Consider the following 18,447-nt stretch of genomic DNA (forward strand, 5'->3'; position numbering starts at 1 on the left):
AGTATCCCAATAAAGTTGCAGACCATCATGATGTTTGCCAATGCCATAGATGTAGAGGCCGTTTTGATACCACGGGCTTACTGTTGTAAGTCCATGCTCTGTCGCCAGCAACAAATCTGCACCTATTTCTACAACATCCAAATCCATCTTGGCTTTAACTGCTCCACCAAAGCCCATTTCATTGTCATTATCATCCATTTGAACATCTAAGAATGCAGTTGCATCCATAGAGGCATTGCCCATTTCTAGGCTGACATAGGGCATAAATGTTAAATTGTTGGCATCCCAATCTGCATAGTTACCGAAAAATATATACATACCTATTGGGATTTCTGCATCGTTAAACGCATGAGCCATAAATATATCTTGGTCATCATTTTTGTATTCAAAGTTTTCAACTGCTTTAATCCAGGCAAATTCAGTGCTGATATTTTCACCTAATTGCTTTTTTAACATAATACCTGAAAAATAATCGTCAATCACCAGACTCATGCGATCCATCCAATATTGCTGACCAACGATGATATTGGCGTCGATGGATTCGATATTGTAATCGAAGTTAAGCTCAGTGATATGAATATCGGCGCCTGTGGTAAGACCAGCACCAGGATTGCCCCAGACAAGGTCTCCAATTTCGGCAGCAACACGGAATTTTAAGTTTTGATGAAATTGAGAATCGAAGCCGATGTTAAACCTATTATCAATTGTGGCCCCGTCTTTTTCTGTCTCGTTGTTGTACATGGCGGCTCGAACACGGTTTTCACCACTAATATTGAACTCAACAGCGTAAAGTCCTGTAAATAAAAGGACTGGGATAAGAATGAGGATGATTTTTTTCATCTAATTCTCCTTTTATATATTTGTATTCTTATTCACAGAATAAACTTATTGGCAGTTTATGCAAGAAAAAGCTCATATATCAAGGATTTTTAGCTTCAGCTCATCTTGAATAACTTGGATATTCTTAGCTAGATTCGGTATAATGGGGATGCCATTTTTCCTTACTGCTAATTCCTTTTCATACTCTTTTTCGCCGGCTACCCAGATTCTTTCTCTTCCCGGAAGCTTTTTGGAATTCTGAAGTTGTACGCAGATATCAGTTGAGATGCGTTTGAAATCTTCTATCTCGGTAAAGAAATCGATATTGATCGCAAGAAAGAAATGACCCAAGCGATAGGGTGCGGCTTTACCGTTTTCATCCTTACCCCAAAGTCCGTTGAGATAGCTGCCCTTTTGTAAGGCGGCGCTGAGGATTTCGACCATCGTGCTCAATCCATAACCCTTATGACTGCCGGTCACTTCTTCGGTACCGCCCAAAGGCAACATGCAAGCAGTTTGCTCTACCAAATCTACCAAGAGCTTCTGGGTATCAGTTTGTGGCTCACCGTTAAGATTGATTGCCCAATAGGGAGGGGTTTGCTTTCCTTCCCGAGAATACTGTTCCACTTTTCCCCTTTGCGAGATTGATGTTGCGGCGTCATAGATGAAAGGATAAGGCAGATTTGTGGGAGCTCCGAAGCAGATTGGATTTGTTCCCAAGAGTGGTTGTACGCCATGTGTGGGGCAGATCGAGGGACGGGCATTGGTCACGGTTAGACCGATCATATCGTTTTTTGTTGCCATATTGGCGTAGTATCCGCAGATTCCGTAGTGAGTGCTATTTCTTACGGTAACACAGCCCAGACCATATAGCTTTGCCTTTTCTATGGCCATTTGCATAGCTCTGTGGGCGATCACATGTCCCATGCCGTGGTTTCCATCCCATACGGCAGTTGCGTATTTGTCCCGGATTATGTCGATCTTGGTTATAGGATTTTGAATGCCTTGTTTGATGCGGTCGTAATACATTTTTAATCTGCCGATGCCGTGGGATTCTATACCCCGCAAATCGCTGGCAATAAGTACATCGGCGCAAATCTTAGCGTCGTCTAAGGGAACTCCAATACCTACAAATACTTTAATCATAAAATCGTGCATGGCTTCAACGGGTTGATACATCATTATAATTCTCCTGTATTGATGGCTATTGCATTCAAAGGTGGGAAGCCATTGAAGCAAATAGCCGAGTAGCTTCTTGTATATGCTCCTGTTGTGAATATGAATACTCTGTCGCCGGCTTGAGTGCTATCTGGCATATGATATTTATAGTTTTCGTATAGAATGTCCATACTATCGCAGGTGGGACCGGCAAGAATGATTTCATCCGCCATGCCCTCACGTTCAAAATAGATCGGGAATTTGATTGATTCATCGATAGTCTCGATTAAGCCGCCAAACTTTCCGATATCCAAATATACCCATTGATACATGTTGTTTTTAGACTTTCGGCTGATATTAATTACTTCAGAGACGATTATGCCGGCATCTGCAACCAATGATCGGCCAGGTTCAAGGATGATGTGTGGCATATTTTCGCCAAAGTCTTCGCTGAGGAAACGCATGATTTCGTCCGCGTATTCCTTGACCGAAAATGTGGGATCCACGTAGCTGGCGGGAAATCCTCCCCCAAGGTTTATCATTTTGAGTTCTATACCATGTTCGGCAACTGCATCAAAGAGATATTTACATCTTGCTATCGCATCATCCCATTGGCCAATATCGCGCTGTTGAGAGCCCACATGAAACGAAAGTCCATAGGGGTTCAAGCCCAATTCATCAGCTTGCACGATAAGGTTGTAGACAATATCCGCGTGGGCACCGAACTTTCGCGAAAGAGGCCAGTCTGCACCTGTGCCTTCTGTGAGGATGCGAAAAAAGACTCTGGCTTCCGGCGCAAGCTCGGCAATATTTTGCAAATCCGATTCGCTGTCCGTTGCAAAAAGCCGCACCCCTCTTTCGTAGAAATAAGCGATGTCACTTTTCTTTTTAATCGTATTGCCATAACTCAATCTATCAGGATTTACGCCTAGTCTCAACATCAAATCCAATTCATAACGTGAAGCTATGTCAAAGCAGGAATGTCTATCTTTTAGTAATTCCAAAACTTCTTCCATCGGATTCGCTTTTACGGCATAATACACATCTGCGATGGGAAAGCTTCGAGCAAGCTCATCATACTTTTTTGCGATAAGATCCAGATCGATCACTAAAGTGGGAGTAGGTAACTTTTGGAAGATTTTCTTTATTTTAGCAAATCTTCCAGGATCAATGTAACGTTCTACATTGAATTGATAGGGCTCTTTGTACATGGCATGATCCTCTGCTAATGATATTCCGTGCAAGATATTCTGCAGGCATTTTTATGTCAATCGAATATGATCTCGATTTTTATTGAACCCAAAAGAACCACTTCCCTGAAAACGGGCGGTAGAAAAGATGGCTTTAAAGTTTGAGTAAGAAATACTTGGAGGTTCAGCTTGGCAGAAATTTCAATCGCTATCTATACTTATGAGGGAATGATTGCCTTCTTATTCTATCTCAACTCGTTTGCTCTATTTCTGCTCGTTATCTCCTCGTCACATGAGGGTATCATGAGGGAAAGACGAGTGAAGTGCGAGGGATTGCAATGGGTTAGTGACCTTTCGCTTATGTGTCTTTTCTACACAAAGAGCTTCAAACATCAGCGGTGACATGGATTTTACAGATTCAAGGCGCTGCGCGAATGTCCTATACCCGTATGGCATTCGCTTAGGTTCAAACCTTCTGCTTGACGCTTTTCTTGCATTTTACTCTATTGCTCTCATGAAGAAGATAATACACATAGATATGGATGCATATTTTGCGGCGATTGAGATTCGAGAGAATCCTTCCTTAATGGGCAAATGTGTAATAGTTGGTGGTCCACCTAACAGTCGCGGAGTAGTATCTACCTGCTCATACGAAGCACGTAAATACGGAGTTCACAGCGGGATGCCTTCTCACAGGGCTTGGAAGCTTTGCCCACAAGCAATATTCGTTCATAGCAATTTCAAATTATATGGGGAGATCTCTAAACAAATACGGAATATTTTCTATACATGGACTGATCTGGTAGAGCCATTGAGTTTGGATGAAGCATATTTGGACGTAAGTACAAACAAAAAACAAGAGCCCGATGCATCCAATATTGCCAAACAGATAAAAGCAGAGGTGTACAATCAAACCAAACTTACATGTAGTGCTGGAGTTTCGTATAATAAATTCTTGGCCAAAATTGGTTCGGACTATCAAAAACCAGATGGACTAACTATTATCAGTCCAGAGAATGCTCAGGATATTCTCTTTACCTTGCCCATCGGCAAGTTTCATGGCATAGGCAAAGTAACTGCTGCCCGAATGCAGAAGATGGGCATCAAGAACGGAAAAGACCTCTATGAACAGGGTTTGCGCGAGCTAATTAAACACTTTGGCAAGGCGGGCTACTTTTATTATAACGTTGTGCGGGGCATCGATGAAAGAGATGTAATCAGTTATTGGGAGCCAAAATCCATAAGCTGCGAGAATACATTTATTGAAGATATTGGTGATTTGGATTCGCTTCTGCAACGCATCAGAAAGCTATCTGATAAGCTTGCAATACGCATGGATAGAAAGAATATACAGGGTACAAACTTGGTGATTAAGATTAAGTATGCAAATTTTGAAATGATTACCAGAAGCTGTCAATTACCGGAAGCGACAAACAATGCCGATACTTTATATACCTATGGAGAGCAGTTGTTTATTACTAATTGGGATGCCAAACGGAAGGTAAGGCTTTTGGGGCTTGGAGTGGGGAAATTGGATTGTGATACAGATTGTGAGCAAATTGAATTGAACTTGGAATAAGTATTATAGCCAAATCCATTTATTCAAAAGGTTTTTTATCTCTTCTGCGCTCTGGGTGTGATTTAATCTATCTCTTAGATCTTTACTGCCCGGCATGGCTTTGATATAGTGACACAATTGGGAGCGCATTTCCTTAACTACAATACGTTCTTCCTTGAATTTAAGTGCATACTCTAAGTGCTTGAAAGCCGTATTTAGCAGCTTATCTTTGGTGATGGGCATGTATTCGCCGGTGGCTAAAAATTCTTTTATCTGAGCAAACAACCAAGGGCGTCCTAAAGCTCCTCGACCAATCATCAGAGCATCGCAGTTCGTGTCATTCAGCATGTTTTTAGCGTCTTGAGGGCTGAAAATATCTCCATTTCCAATAACAGGGATCGAAAGAGCTTGCTTTAGTATGCGGATATGTTCCCAATTGCTTTTTCCCGAGAACATTTGTTTTTGGGTGCGAGGATGAAGACAAACGATATCTGCACCACTATCTTGCATGAGCAACCCAAACTCCAAGAAATTTATGCTGGAACTATCCCATCCACTACGAAATTTTACCGAAAGCGGAAGTTTGCTGGAGATGACTGTTTTTGTAGATTTTACAATGGCAGAAGCTAGAACGGGATCCTTCATCAATGCTGAGCCAGCCCCGCGTTTAACTACTTTCTTTACGGGACAACCCATATTGAGATCGATGAAATCTGGATTTAAGGGCAATACCGCTTCTGCGGCATGCGCAATAACATCGGGATCTGAACCAAAGATTTGCATGCCAAAGGGGCGTTCGAAATCTGCAAAAATGGTGTATTGGAGTGTCTTTTGTTTATCGCGAATAATTCCATCTGCACTAACCATTTCACTAAGCATGTAGTCTGCTCCCCACTCCTTGCACACGCTACGAAATGCCCTATCGGTATAACCGGCTAAAGGAGCAAGATATAAGGGAATATTAGTCAAGATGGTATTTGCTTTTAATAGCTGAGATATTTACTTCGTCAATCTGCTCTGGCTGCATAGCTTTTTGTGCAAATTCTAGATACAAGCCGCTATCTATGAAGAAATCTACCAGATCGGCGTCTAGGTGACCATCCTTAGTCATAAATGCAATTATCATAAGGGATTCGGAAAGAGTTTTTGCTTTTTTGTAGGGACGATCTGCCGAAGTAAGAGCTTCAAAAATATCGGCAACAGCAATCATGCGGGATTGCAAGGGAAGAGCTGATGAACCAAGTCCTCTGGGATAGCCTTTACCGTTAAGAGCTTCATGATGGGTTGATGCATAAAAGGCGACATTGCCGTATTTTTTGGGGAATGTTAGTTGCGAAAGCATTTCCCAAGTTACCGAAACATGGGCGCGCATGATTTTCATTTCTTCGCTGTTGAGAGTTCCTTTGCGGATGCTAAGATTCTTTTTATCGGATTCATCTAATAGGTAGAAGCGCTGATCCTCATAAGTAAAATCAATTGCTGCCAGAGATTCCATCCGTTCAATCTGCGCATCTGGGACAAATTCTCCCCCAATATTGAGCTTGGAGATAAACTCCAGCGCATCATCCAAAAAGATGATTGGGTCTTCATCTTTACAGCCCAGTTTCTCTTGGATAAAAGCTTGATACTCTGTAGGCGATAGTTTTAAACTAAGATACTTCATTAGTGTCTTGAGGTGATCCACTCTGGATTTTATCAGTGCAAAGCCATCCATGATGCGTTCCAGCTTGCAGCTTTTATCCATAACAAATTCGGGAGTAATTATTTTGCCGATATCATGCATCCACCCAGCCATCGAGATTTCTTTCAACTCGTCCTCATTAAAGAAAACACTGGCAAAAGGACCAGATGAAGTTGCATTGATACGTTCGGCAATCATATCTGTAATTGCAGCAACACGAGTAATGTGATCTGAGCTATATTTACTTTTGCGCTCAATAGCCGAAGCGATGGAACGCATGAATTGCATTAAGAGGTTTTCCAAGCTGGCTATAAGTTTCCGGTTTGAAAGTGCTATCGCTGCCTGTGATGATAACGATGAAAGCATTGTTTTATGCTCGTCTGTAAAGCTAATAATTTCTTTCTCGTCATTTAAGGGGTTGATAAATTGGATTACGCCTAATACTGTATCTTCATGATCTTTGAGAGGTATGGTAAGCATGGCTTTGCACCGGTAATGTGAATTCTGATCACTATGGATTGTACCGCTAATATCGTATCCTTCAGCATTATAGACATCATCAAAGCATAAACTCTTTTTATTATGATATACAGCCGAAACAATATAACTCATAACCGGGTTTCCCTCTTCATCGTAAAGGGGAACGGGTTTCCAACCGATAGGATCGTTTGATCCCCCCTGACGCATGTTCAAAGTAGCATTGTATACTAATTCAAACTCCAGAAAGCGATTGTCATCACTTACTCTGTAGATAGTAGCACCATCAGCTTTCGTAAAGGCAATACCCTCATTGAGGATCATCTCGAAGATTTTATCCAAATCTGTTTCGCTGGAAAGAGATTGGCCAATGCGAGTTAGCTGTTGGATATGTTTGATTTGGTCTTCTGCCATTTCGGCAATGCTTTGTACCACTAAGTTTAAAGTTTTATTCACGCGGTGATTTGTACTAAATGTATAATCCATATTTACCTCAGATGCGCTCATAGAGCATAAAATGGGGATGGTATCCCAATCTGCGTTGTTCTTCCTCAAACCAAGTAACAATGTGCTCATCAAGGTTGGGGTGAAACTGAATGGGATCGTCTTGCAAAGAAGTGTAGTTTGGGTTTTGTAAAAACTCCTCAACTATCCAAGTAGCGTATTCTTGATGATCTGTAGAGATTTGAACCTGTGCACCGGGCATTAAAATCTTCGCCAACGAATCTAGAAAACCCTGCTGGATTAAACGACGACGATGATGTCGGCGTTTGGGCCAGGGATCGGGATGTTGGATAAATACACCACTAATACTGTTTGGCATAAACATACCGGATATGGTCGAATCTACAAATTTTCTAACTAACCGAACATTGGGATTCTTATCGGGAGATAGCTTTTTGAGGCAATTGCGAATCCGTTTCTCACTCATTTCCATGCCGATAAAATTCCATTCCGGGTGGCTGATTGGGTATCGAGAGATAAATTCACCCTTTCCTGAACCGATTTCTACATACAATGGGCGCTTATCATTGAATATGCTATTCAACAAATGATCGGGAGGGGGTTCTAACACAAAGTAAGCTCGGTCACTGATCATCTTCAGAATTTTGTTGTTGCAGTTCTTTAACTTCCAATTGAAGGATAACGAGATCTGCAATAGACATACTAAAAGCTATGAATACATAGATAATCAAACCATAAACAAAACTGGCATTCCAAAATCCAGAACCCAATTCCACCCTCAATAGAGTAAAGATTGCAGCCAGATACAAGCTAAACATAATGCCGCCAAGAATGCCCATTATAAGAGTTCTGAGCCTAAAGATGCTTCTGTTGTAGAATATAAATCTTACTATTAAGAGGCTGAGTAATGCATACACAGTATTGGGCAGAATTAGGGCAAATATACTTATTGGTGCATCAATGCTAAGCATAGATAAAGCCGAATAAATTATTGCCATAAATATAGCAACAGGGACTTGCCAAAAGCTGTTTAGATAGTGCTGAAGTAGGGCAAGAACACCTGTAAGCAAGGCTGCGGCAAGAGCTATAGCATTAAAGCTGATTCCTATTCCGTTATACTCAGCTCCGGACAACATGCTACCCAAGAATGCTCCCAAAAGAGGGAATATCACGATCAGCAGATATGCAATTCGAAATCTATTCATTATTGCCTCATTATTAATAAGTTTATGGGCATTAAAACGTAAAACACTTTTTCATTGACGTCTTTACCCATATTGCAAACTTATCTCACGGCATCATTATGTCAATGATAATCACGCAGTTTATGGAGAATTCAATGCTCAGCAAGTTAAAAAGCTTAAGAGACAAACTTAGCAAATCTAAATCTGGTTTTATAGATAAAATATCTGAAACAGTAAAGATTAGGGGCGTAATAGACGATCAACTTTATGATGACTTAGAAGAAATACTCATTAAGAACGATACTGGCTCACAGATGGCAGAACGTATCATTGAATCTTTACGTAAGGAAGTTAAAGAAGATAGAATTACAGACCCAGAAGTGGTGAAAATCTATCTTGTGGATATAATGCAGAACATCTTATTCAAAGATATCCCAGACGAGAGCGATTTCTTCGAACCTCCAGCAATACAACCGTACGTAATTGCTTTTGTAGGTGTAAATGGTACGGGGAAAACTACGACCATTGGTAAAGTGGCAAATCGCTTTGCCAAAGCCGGTAAAAAGGTATTGATCATTGCTGGGGATACTTTTCGCGCTGCAGCAATAGATCAAGTAGCTATTTGGGCAGAACGAGCTAAAGTTCAGATAATGAAATCCGAACCCGAACGCGATCCTGCCGCGGTAATCTACGATGGAGTGGCTTCTGCCGTAGCCAGGAACTACGATATAGTGCTAATAGACACAGCTGGAAGACAACATACCAAAGAACGACTCATGAAAGAACTGCAAAAGATTGATAGAGTAATTAAAAAAGCATGTCCAGAAGCTCCCCATGATGTTATTCTGGTGGTAGACAGCACTACTGGGCAAAATGCCATCTCACAGGCAAAACACTTCAATGAATCTATCAAATTAACCGGGATAGCCCTAACCAAATTTGATGGTACTGCCAAAGGGGGAATAATCTTTAATATTAAACAAAACTTGGAAATTCCGGTGAGGCTATTGGGAGTGGGAGAACAGATTGACGATATTGAGAACTTTCATACCGTTCGTTTTGTAAAGGCATTCTTTGCCGAAGGCGATGAAGACGAATCTGATGATTCCTCAAGATAAAGCCATTGAATTGGCTGAAAAGCTATTAAAAATCCTGAGCCCAGAAGGCGGAGAAAGTGCTCTTCTGGTGTTTGAACGCAAACTTTTAGAGCAGATATATAAAGAACTTTTAGCAGATGTACCGCTTGTTTTTAACGGGCTTTTTGCTCGCATGCAGTATTTTCACGATAACTTCGAAACACCTCCGGAATTGGTGAGACAGTTAAATTCATTAAGAATGTTGGCCAATAGAGCCGCTCACGAAGATATTGCCTCAATACCCGAAGGAGCCGTATCTTCAGGCGCAAAAACAATCTACTTGCTACTACGATTGGTATGTCCCCAACTAAATTGTCCCCAATTGGAAGAGTTTGTAAAGGATGCACCGGAATTCCCTCGCCAAAAGCATAGCAAAAAACAGAGCTTTCAATGCGTTTTAAAACATTGGAAACATTATGTGTCGGGAGGAAGAGTAGCTGGCTTGGAGATAAGCGCCATAAACGAAGACAACGAAGAAGTAAGAATCCTTTTGCGAGATGACTTAAAAAACCTTGAGAAGGCAAAATACAGCACCCTAGCTAATAGTTTATGGCAATATGCCAATCTTAATTGTTTAGAACTAAGTGAAGTAGCTGGTAAAGATAACTTCTTTGTAGATAATCCAAGAACTAAGTTTGTTTTAGAGCCAGATTTCTTGATTGATGCCTCTGCCATAGCTGAATGTATGGGAAATGCTTCATCTTCGCCGGAATTATTCATTCTAAACCGGCTGTTTGGCGAACCAAGTTCTGACAAAATGCTTTTAGGTAATATGGTAAATAGCATCTTTGATGATTTGATACATTATTCAGATTTAGATTATCTGGATTTGTTCAAACGAGGGCTAGCTCAAATACCAATTCCAATGGTTGCTTTAGGGCAAACTTGTGCAATGCAGATATACCGGGAAATCGAAAGTGGGCACTTAGATGTAGTAAAAGCTTTTTGTGCCGATGTGCCCAATGAAGATCTTCTATTGGAACCATCTTTTTTATGTCCTACCTATGGTTTACAAGGCAGATTGGATTTACTATTTAAAACAAAAGGCAAATACAATATAGTAGAGCTAAAAAGTGGCAAGGCACATCCCCATGATGTGTGGAGCAGCCAGCTATATCAGGTAGTGGCATACAATATGATAATTCGCAATGCTTATGGATCCGGAAACCAGGGGTCTAGTTCAATTTTATACTCAGCTTGTGCTGAAAAACCATTGCGCAATGTCGCAAACATGCCATTGCTAGAACAAAATCTTCTCATCTGCCGCAATCGGATTGTGGGAATAATGAGGCTACTCAGTGTAGAGCCTAAGTGGTTTTTAGATTGGCTAATCAAAAAGAATCCAGACGATTACAGTAACTTTAGCAAGCAGGCGTTACAACGATATAAGGCTTTACTGAAAAATATTAGAGAATTTGAATATGAATGGTTTGGTGAACAAGTTAAACGTATTGTTAGAGAAATCTGGTTTGTAAAGACTGGTAGTGCAGATAAGGATTCAAATTACGGGCATAATTCACTTTGGCGACTATCTGCATCCGAAAAACAAGGTAAGATTATATCTGGGTTACAAATAACTTCATACGATCTGAGAGATATTACCTTACAATATCTAGAATCTCCCGGAATATCTGATTTTAGGCAGGGAGACATAGTGATTTTATATGGCGAACACGCCAAAGCAGATAAACAAGAAATAATTCGTGGTGTAATTACCGACATAATTGATGATAGCATAAAACTGAGGATTCGGGGCGGAATCAAACGTAACTTTAGCCCAAATTCAACTTGGACTTTAGAGCACGATGTTTTAGAATCTTTTTTGTATGGTCCATTAAGCTCATTAACAACCTTTCTAGAGGCAGATATGCACTCCAGAGATCTTTATTGGGGTATTAGAAAACCAGCAATAGACGAATTTGAGCCAAAAGAAACAGAAAAAGAAACTGTTTTAGCAAAAATGAAGGCTGCGAAGGACTTGTTTATTATCCAAGGACCACCTGGCACCGGAAAAACTTCTGGACTAATTGGCAATTATGTAGAGCGATTTTATGAACACAGCAACAAGAAAATGATGATTCTTAGCTTTACCAATCGCGCTGTGGACGAAATTTGCTTATGTCTCAAAAAACGCAATATACCTTTTATTCGCACGGGGAATTCCCAAATTATCGAGGATGAGTTACTGGATAATCTCATTAGTGATAAACGCTTTCTGGAGATAGATAAACTCCTTCGAGAAAATCGCATTTTTGTGGCAACGGTACAAAGTGCAAATTCTTGGTATCGAGATTTAAGTAAACTCACTAAGATGGATGAAATGCTTATTGATGAGGCATCGCAAATACTCGAGAGCTCGATATTGGGTCTGCTTACAATTGCGCCTAAGGTTATCCTTATTGGCGATCAAAACCAACTGCCGGCCATTACCGTGCAAAGCCCTCTGGGGTTTAACTTTAGCTCGGAAACCCTTCAGGATTTGGAGTATAAGGATATCAACCAATCTCTTATGGAAAGATTGTTTAGGCTATATAAACGAAAAGGATGGGATCAACATCTCGAAATGCTTACGGGGCACTATCGAATGCACTTTAAAATTGCCTCATTAGTGGCTCATTACTACGATAATCGCCTCCAGCCCGTTCTTAAAGAACAATTCTTACCCTTAGCCAAAAGCAAACTGCCAGAGCTGATTGATGCCAGGTTACTATGGATTGAATGTCCCCCTTCTTCGCAGGATTACTTTGATCCCATGCAGATAGAAGCTACTAATTGGCTGGTTACCCAATATCGCAATGCTGGCTTAATTCGTGATCCCCAAAAAGATTTGGGCATTGTTGCCCCGTTTAGAGTAATGATCCACGCACTTAAGCATCTGATTGAAGATGTTAGCATCGATACAGTCGAACGGTATCAGGGCTCCGAACGGGATGCTGTGGTGCTTTGTTTTCCCTTAAGAGATGCTTTTGGTTTGAGAGGAATCGAATCTCTAAATTCGGATGGCAGCGTAGATAGAAAACTAAATGTTGCCGTCAGCAGAGCTAAAAACCGTTTGATCGTAATGGCAAACAGTCGCTTGTGCAAAGCATCAAATCATTATGCCAAGCTTTACGAAAACATCCGCCTCAATGGCAGGATTATTGATATTCACGATATTATTTAACAAGGAGATATTATGTCTAATCCCAATCCCCCTCAAAAGCAGTTGAACATCAAGCTTGATGAAAAAGTAGGCGAAGGAACCTATGCCAATTTCTTTATGATTACAAACTCACCTTCAGAGTTTATTATGGATTGTGGCAGAATTCTACCCGGAATTCCCGATGCTCGTATTTATTCGCGGGTTGTAATGACTCCCATGCATACCAAGCAACTTTTACAGCTTCTGGAAAAGAACATCAACAACTATGAAAAACAATTTGGAGAAATCAAAGTACAAGGTCAGGGAGAGAATAAAGCAGTCGGCTTTAAAACTACTTAATCTTTATAATTCAAAAACTTAACTGAACTAGTTATTAAATACTAAGAACTTAGCTCTGATTCTGCTTGCACTCACATTGCTTGAAGCATTTTTACGGCATGGTTAACCCCGAGATACAGCATAAAAGACGGGATAATGACTGCTTAAAACTTAGTTAATTACTACTTTACGGATCAGGCAAGCGAAGATGCACATAAGAGATTAGATCTAATCTGTTGAGGGATGGTTCCAAAAAAGCACTTGACGAATAGATGCTAATCAGACTTTTGGATCAGATACCACAAAAAAATAGAAAATAAACTGAATAAAGGGAGCAAAAGCCAATGAAGAAGTTTTCCTGGCGCGGTCTTTCAATAATTGTATTCATATGTGTTACTGCATTTTATCTGGCTCCTTTGGCGATCCCGAATTTGCCGGAGTGGTGGGCTAAAAACAAGCTCAAGCTCGGGCTGGATCTTAAAGGTGGCATGCAGATTCTTTTAGAAGTGGATACTTCCGCTCTTTCTGCTGCTGATGCACGTGGTGCGGTAGATCAAAATATTAAAATTATCCGCGAACGTATAGATCAATTTGGAGTTGCCGAGCCGTCCATTCAAAAAATCGGTGAGAATCGAATAATGGTTCAATTGCCTGGCGTAAGTGATATTCAGGCAGCCGAGAACCTCATCAAACAAACCGCTATGCTAGAATTTAAGGTTGTGGCAAAACGCGATGAAGGCAAACGTGTTCTGGATCTTATTGATAGTAATATCAATGCTAATCTGCAATTCTTTCCTGCTCTTGCAGAATTGGATAAACTCGATAAAGAGATAATGGCTGAGGATGATTCTTTAGCTCAACCTAGTTCTGGTGTGTTCAGCAGCCTAATCCGTCCCGGCGAGTTAGATTATGAAGTACAATACGATAGTGTTCGCCTTATCCAGGATCTTTTGGCTGATTCTTTGTTCCAGCAGATGATACCAGCCGGATGGCAGTTAGCTCTCGAACGTGCAGATACATCAAACCCCAGAGCAGATAGGATAATCCATGTACTCTCGTCTGCTGTGGAACTTTCTGGTGCCGACCTGGCAAAAGCCAAAGTAGAATATGGCTCATCAACTTCAACCGATCCTCGAATTGCCAATAAGCCTTACATATCTATAGAGATGAAACGTGAAGGGGCTAGAAAATTTGAGCGGGTAACGGCAGATAACGTTGGCAAGCGTTTGGCAATCGTATTGGACAATGTGGTCTATTCAGCTCCCAACATCCAAGAGCGTATTGCAGGTGGTAGAGCACAAATTACTGGCAGATTCACCTCTCAAGAAGCTAATGAACTCGCTATCGTATTAAATACAGGAAACCTAATAGCTCCCATTACTCCTGCCTCAACTTCAATCATAGGTGCCACTTTGGGTGCAGATAGCATTAAAAGCGGTACTATGGCTGGGTTTATTGGATTAGCTCTCGTAATGTTGTTTATGCTTTTTTACTATAAAGTTGGGGGCTTAATAACCGATTTTACCCTTATATTTAACGTTGGCTTTGTGTTGGCAATGCTTACGGCTTTTGGGGGCACTCTAACTCTGCCTGGTATTGCCGGTATGATACTTACTATAGGTATGGCAGTTGATGCTAATGTACTGGTATTTGAGCGTATTCGCGAAGAATTGGATACTGGGAAAACTCCTCGCTCTGCAGTAGATGCAGGGTATAAGCGAGCTACTGTTACGGTATGGGATGCCAATATAACAACCCTGATTGCAGCCTTTGTGCTTTATCAATTTGGAACCGGTCCCATTAGGGGATTTGCCATAACGCTAACAATAGGTATAATAGGATCTATGTTCTGCGCACTGGTATTTGTGCGTTCAATTTTCGATACCTTTGTTGTAACCGGCACTAAAAAGACTTTGAGTATTTAAGGAGAGAACGATGAGATTATTAAAGAATACCAATATCCCATTCGTAGGAATGCGCAAAGGTGCTTACCTTATCTCAATATTACTTATCCTTGCTGCTATTATTGGTCTTTTTGTGCGAGGCTTAAATTGGAGTATCGATTTTACAAGTGGAGTAGCGGCAAAGGTAGATTTACAGGCATTATCTGCAGATGTGGCACCCGTGGAAATAGATGAATTGCGCAATGCCCTTAAAACTCATGGTTTCCCCGAAGCAGAGATTCAGCGAGTTGGTGAATTTGGTTCTGGCACTTTTATGATTAAAATTAAGAGCGCAAATGCAGAAGACGCAGTTTCTTCGGATACCAAAACTCAGATTATCGATATCATTAGCGAAAGCTTTCCGGATCATTTAGCTGGACGCGATATTAACCGAGATGTTATTGAAGAAATCTATGAAGTTGGACCTAAGGTTGGGGGTGAATTGAGAACAAATGCTTTATTGGCAGTTGCAATTTCACTTATACTCATGATTATTTATATCTGGTTCCGCTTTGAATTGATTTTTGGATTGATGGCCATAGTAGCTCTTGCTCATGATGTGCTGATTATTGTAGGTGTGTTTGCGCTTAGCGGAAAAGAAATCACTATTCAGATCATTGCTGCGTTACTGACGATTGTGGGTTATAGCATAAACGATACGATCGTTATCTTCGACCGCATTCGCGAAGATCTGAAAATACGGCGCAAAGAACCCTTGGATCAAGTAATAAACTACTCGTTGAACGAAACTCTATCACGTACTGTGGTTACTTCTGGTACTACCTTTTTTACAACTTTGTCCTTGTACTTATTTGGGGGACAAGTATTGAATGATTTTGCTTTGGCTATGTGCTTGGGAGTAATCGTCGGTACTTATTCATCAATATTTCTGGCAAGTAACCTTGTTATAGATTTAACAAAAGCCACTCACAAAGAAAAGCAAGCTGCACAGCATCTTTCCAAAAGAAAGTAAGCTTTGCCAATATTATCTCTACAGCCCGGTATAATTCCGGGCTGTTTGTTTATACATCTGTTAAACAAGCAATATAGCGAGGCTGTAAACAAGTGGAAAAGCTTGACATAATTGGCTTGGATAAAACTAAAGTTATTTTGTAATGATGAAACATAGAATCCTATTTCTGTGCTTGTTATTATCGATTCTCTTACTTTCTGCCCAGAATAGTGGCGAAGTAATGATTATTGATGATAATACGCTGAGTGCGTCTGAAAATTTGCAGGCGTTAGTGGACAGCTTGGACGCATCCTTGAACGAGGATAGCAAGCTTGATTCTTTGTTTTATGCTGCAGATAGCATCCGTGCCTACTACGATGCCGAACAGATTTGGTTGTATGGAAATACTTCAATAGACTATGGGGCTTCGCAAATATTGGCAGATTCACTTTTTCTGGATTTGAAGAACGAACAGGCGATATCTTTGGGCATAACATATATGCGCGATAAAGAACAACTGATGATAGGTGAAAACGTCCGCTATGATGTTCGCAGTCAAACAGGGATGATGCAAAATGGAAATAGTTTTATCGAAAACGGATATTATCGAGGCAAGGAATTGCGGAAAGTTGGCTCAGATACCTACGATATAGATGGAGGCAGCTTTACAACGTGCGACCTGGAAGAGCCAAGCTACTGGTTTTGGGCGCAAAAGATGCGCGTATATCAGCGGGATAAGGTTGTGGGCAAACATGTTTTAGCCTATGTTAATCACTTACCGATCTTCTATTTCCCATTTATTACCATGAGCATAAAAAGAGGGAGGCAAGCCGGATTTTTAATTCCCGAACCTGGGTATAATAGTTTGGATGGTAAATATATCCGCGATCTTGCATATTACTATCCTTATAAAGATTATGCAGATCTTATTGCCAGTATAGACTTGATGGAAAAAACGGGATGGAAAGCACGTTTTTCGGCAAATTACATTAAACGATATATATACAATGGTTCGTTAAACATGAATTTTCACAAGAATACCAGTGGCTATACTACTGTATACGATTGGGCCTTAAGAGCTGGACATCATCACGAACTTCCCGAAAAATCTGCCCTTGATGTTTCGCTTGATTTTGTTAGCAATAAACGCATCTGGGAAAGTAGTGATTCTATAGACGAATCTCTTGCTCAAAGACTTAGTTCCAGCATTGCTTATCGTAAACCGTTTGGCTCCACATACTTTAATGCTGGCGCTTTGTATAATCAGGATCTCATTAACGATACAGCATCTTTGAGCTTACCCAGTGTAAGTTGGAGTGTATCATCACGTCCCTTATATGAATTGCTGCACTTAGATAGTAATGCGTGGTACTCCAATCTTTCATATTACTATAACTATCGTCTGGATCATACTGGGAACATCTTGGATCCCAATCCCTCATGGAGCGATTACCTGTGGGCTAATACTTTGGATCCCGATAATCCGGATAGGTATTTGATTGAGCATCATTTTGGCATGAAACACTCAATGGGAGTTTCGAATAGCTACAACTACAGGGGATGGCTAAATTTGAGGCAAAGCGTAGATTATTCCGAAGCCTGGTTCGATCGGGACAGAAATGATAAGCAATGGGTGCGTGGAAACGATTATTCTGCTTCTCTTAACGGTAGCTTCAATATGTATGGAATTCGAACCTTCAATAAGGCTCCCATATCAGCTATTCGACACGTTGTAACACCTTCTGTTGGCTTAAGCTTTGTTCCCAACCACTCACGTAATGCAATATATTATGGGTTTGGGGGCATCTCATTGCGTAACAATCAGAAACAAGCTAGTTTGAGCTTCTCACTGGCGCAGAAATGGCAGCTTAAGTATACCCAGGGAAAGAATGAGCGGAAGATTAATGATCTCTTTTCCTGGGATTCTCGCATTGCTGCCAATCTGTATAAAGATGATAAAAAATTCGGCGATATTAGTCACAGTTTCTCATTTAGACCCGGTACCATAGAATTAGGAAAATTGCGACATAAGGATTTTAGGCTGGATGGCTTAAAACTCGGTTATAACAATCGGATGAGTGTTTCCCAAAAAACCTATCAGATTGGTGTTGATGGTTTAGCCTTAAGGAATTACTACTTCTCACAAGGCATTTCTCTCAGTGGTTCTGCATCTTATGCCGATTACTTTCCTGCACCCAAAAACCGTACTTTCACAAGTTTTGGAGAACACCGTGAAGAACCACAAGCAAAGGCTGATAGCGATAGTTGGAGCCTGGATATTAGTCACGATCTTTTTGCCGAAAAGAATCTGTTTAAGAGCTCTGGGCAAAATCTACGCTTGAGCGCAGGCTTTAATCTTACTAAAAATTACAGCTTAACCTATTCTAATTATTACGATATCAAGAATAAGGAATTGATCTCACA

At 40.7% G+C, this 18,447-nt stretch carries 14 protein-coding genes; 7 read left to right on the forward strand and 7 right to left on the reverse strand.

All coding sequences use genetic code 11. The features are described 5' to 3' along the window. The 3 genes from LHW48_08530 to LHW48_08540 all read right to left on the reverse strand — a co-directional run. A partial coding sequence (locus LHW48_08530; GenBank protein MCB5260496.1) for a hypothetical protein occupies positions 1–840 on the reverse strand: 840 nt, incomplete at its 3' end. A 72-nt stretch (positions 841–912) separates the two neighbouring features. Further along, entirely contained in the window at positions 913–2,001 is a 1,089-nt protein-coding gene (locus LHW48_08535) for an Ldh family oxidoreductase (GenBank protein MCB5260497.1), read from the reverse strand. Continuing rightward, positions 2,001–3,188 carry a type III PLP-dependent enzyme gene (locus tag LHW48_08540; protein MCB5260498.1) on the reverse strand — a complete coding sequence of 396 codons (1,188 nt, stop codon included), beginning with the start codon at positions 3,186–3,188 and terminating at the stop codon, positions 2,001–2,003. Before LHW48_08540 ends, LHW48_08535 begins: the two co-directional genes overlap by 1 nt. A gap of 493 nt (positions 3,189–3,681) precedes the next feature. On the opposite strand from LHW48_08540, the gene dinB reads away from it, so the two are divergent. Then, a complete protein-coding gene (gene dinB, locus LHW48_08545) occupies positions 3,682–4,746 on the forward strand; it encodes a DNA polymerase IV (GenBank protein MCB5260499.1) in 1,065 nt (354 codons plus the stop codon). Between the two features lie 3 nt (positions 4,747–4,749). Here the strand turns inward: dinB and dusB are convergent, their stop codons facing one another. From dusB to LHW48_08565, 4 genes are read right to left on the reverse strand one after another with little or no spacing between them, the layout of a single operon-like run. Continuing rightward, on the reverse strand, positions 4,750–5,694 hold the full coding sequence (gene dusB, locus LHW48_08550) for a tRNA dihydrouridine synthase DusB (GenBank protein ID MCB5260500.1): 945 nt from the start codon (positions 5,692–5,694) through the stop codon (positions 4,750–4,752). Beyond that, complete coding sequence (locus LHW48_08555) at positions 5,687–7,369, reverse strand: GAF domain-containing protein (protein MCB5260501.1); 1,683 nt, start codon at positions 7,367–7,369, stop codon at positions 5,687–5,689. Before LHW48_08555 ends, dusB begins: the two co-directional genes overlap by 8 nt. 7 nt (positions 7,370–7,376) lie before the next feature. Next, entirely contained in the window at positions 7,377–7,958 is a 582-nt protein-coding gene (gene trmB, locus LHW48_08560; GenBank protein ID MCB5260502.1) for a tRNA (guanosine(46)-N7)-methyltransferase TrmB, read from the reverse strand. Between the two features lie 13 nt (positions 7,959–7,971). Then, positions 7,972–8,553 (reverse strand): hypothetical protein, encoded by a 582-nt coding sequence (locus tag LHW48_08565; GenBank protein ID MCB5260503.1) that lies wholly within the window; start codon positions 8,551–8,553, stop codon positions 7,972–7,974. Between the two features lie 134 nt (positions 8,554–8,687). Here LHW48_08565 and ftsY point away from each other — a divergent pair, with 134 nt between their 5' ends. The 6 genes from ftsY to LHW48_08595 all read left to right on the forward strand — a co-directional run. Next, positions 8,688–9,650 carry a signal recognition particle-docking protein FtsY gene (ftsY, locus tag LHW48_08570; GenBank protein ID MCB5260504.1) on the forward strand — a complete coding sequence of 321 codons (963 nt, stop codon included), beginning with the start codon at positions 8,688–8,690 and terminating at the stop codon, positions 9,648–9,650. Continuing rightward, positions 9,619–12,831: an AAA domain-containing protein gene (locus LHW48_08575; GenBank protein ID MCB5260505.1), complete on the forward strand. Its 3,213-nt coding sequence runs from the start codon at positions 9,619–9,621 to the stop codon at positions 12,829–12,831. Before ftsY ends, LHW48_08575 begins: the two co-directional genes overlap by 32 nt. Positions 12,832–12,843: 12 nt before the next feature. Beyond that, complete coding sequence (locus LHW48_08580; protein ID MCB5260506.1) at positions 12,844–13,149, forward strand: DUF3467 domain-containing protein; 306 nt, start codon at positions 12,844–12,846, stop codon at positions 13,147–13,149. 323 nt (positions 13,150–13,472) lie between these two features. Next, positions 13,473–15,053: a protein translocase subunit SecD gene (gene secD / locus LHW48_08585; GenBank protein MCB5260507.1), complete on the forward strand. Its 1,581-nt coding sequence runs from the start codon at positions 13,473–13,475 to the stop codon at positions 15,051–15,053. 10 nt (positions 15,054–15,063) lie between these two features. Beyond that, positions 15,064–16,044, forward strand: coding sequence for a protein translocase subunit SecF (gene secF / locus LHW48_08590; protein MCB5260508.1), 981 nt, complete (start codon positions 15,064–15,066; stop codon positions 16,042–16,044). A 220-nt stretch (positions 16,045–16,264) separates the two neighbouring features. After that, on the forward strand, positions 16,265–18,447 hold a 2,183-nt coding region (locus LHW48_08595), incomplete at its 3' end, for an LPS-assembly protein LptD (GenBank protein MCB5260509.1).

The sequence above is a fragment of the Candidatus Cloacimonadota bacterium genome, from assembly GCA_020532355.1.
Classification (GTDB): Bacteria; Cloacimonadota; Cloacimonadia; order Cloacimonadales; family Cloacimonadaceae; genus UBA5456.

What these genes read in the sequence shown, in the direction of transcription:
- secF (MCB5260508.1), top strand. Translation starts at nt 15,064, where the DNA reads ATGAGATTATTAAAGAATACCAATATCCCATTCGTAGGAATGCGCAAA.
- dinB (MCB5260499.1), top strand. Translation starts at nt 3,682, where the DNA reads ATGAAGAAGATAATACACATAGATATGGATGCATATTTTGCGGCGATT.
- LHW48_08555 (MCB5260501.1), bottom strand. Translation starts at nt 7,369, where the DNA reads ATGGATTATACATTTAGTACAAATCACCGCGTGAATAAAACTTTAAAC.
- LHW48_08565 (MCB5260503.1), bottom strand. Translation starts at nt 8,553, where the DNA reads ATGAATAGATTTCGAATTGCATATCTGCTGATCGTGATATTCCCTCTT.
- secD (MCB5260507.1), top strand. Translation starts at nt 13,473, where the DNA reads ATGAAGAAGTTTTCCTGGCGCGGTCTTTCAATAATTGTATTCATATGT.
- ftsY (MCB5260504.1), top strand. Translation starts at nt 8,688, where the DNA reads ATGCTCAGCAAGTTAAAAAGCTTAAGAGACAAACTTAGCAAATCTAAA.
- LHW48_08580 (MCB5260506.1), top strand. Translation starts at nt 12,844, where the DNA reads ATGTCTAATCCCAATCCCCCTCAAAAGCAGTTGAACATCAAGCTTGAT.
- LHW48_08575 (MCB5260505.1), top strand. Translation starts at nt 9,619, where the DNA reads ATGAAGACGAATCTGATGATTCCTCAAGATAAAGCCATTGAATTGGCT.
- LHW48_08540 (MCB5260498.1), bottom strand. Translation starts at nt 3,188, where the DNA reads ATGTACAAAGAGCCCTATCAATTCAATGTAGAACGTTACATTGATCCT.
- LHW48_08535 (MCB5260497.1), bottom strand. Translation starts at nt 2,001, where the DNA reads ATGATGTATCAACCCGTTGAAGCCATGCACGATTTTATGATTAAAGTA.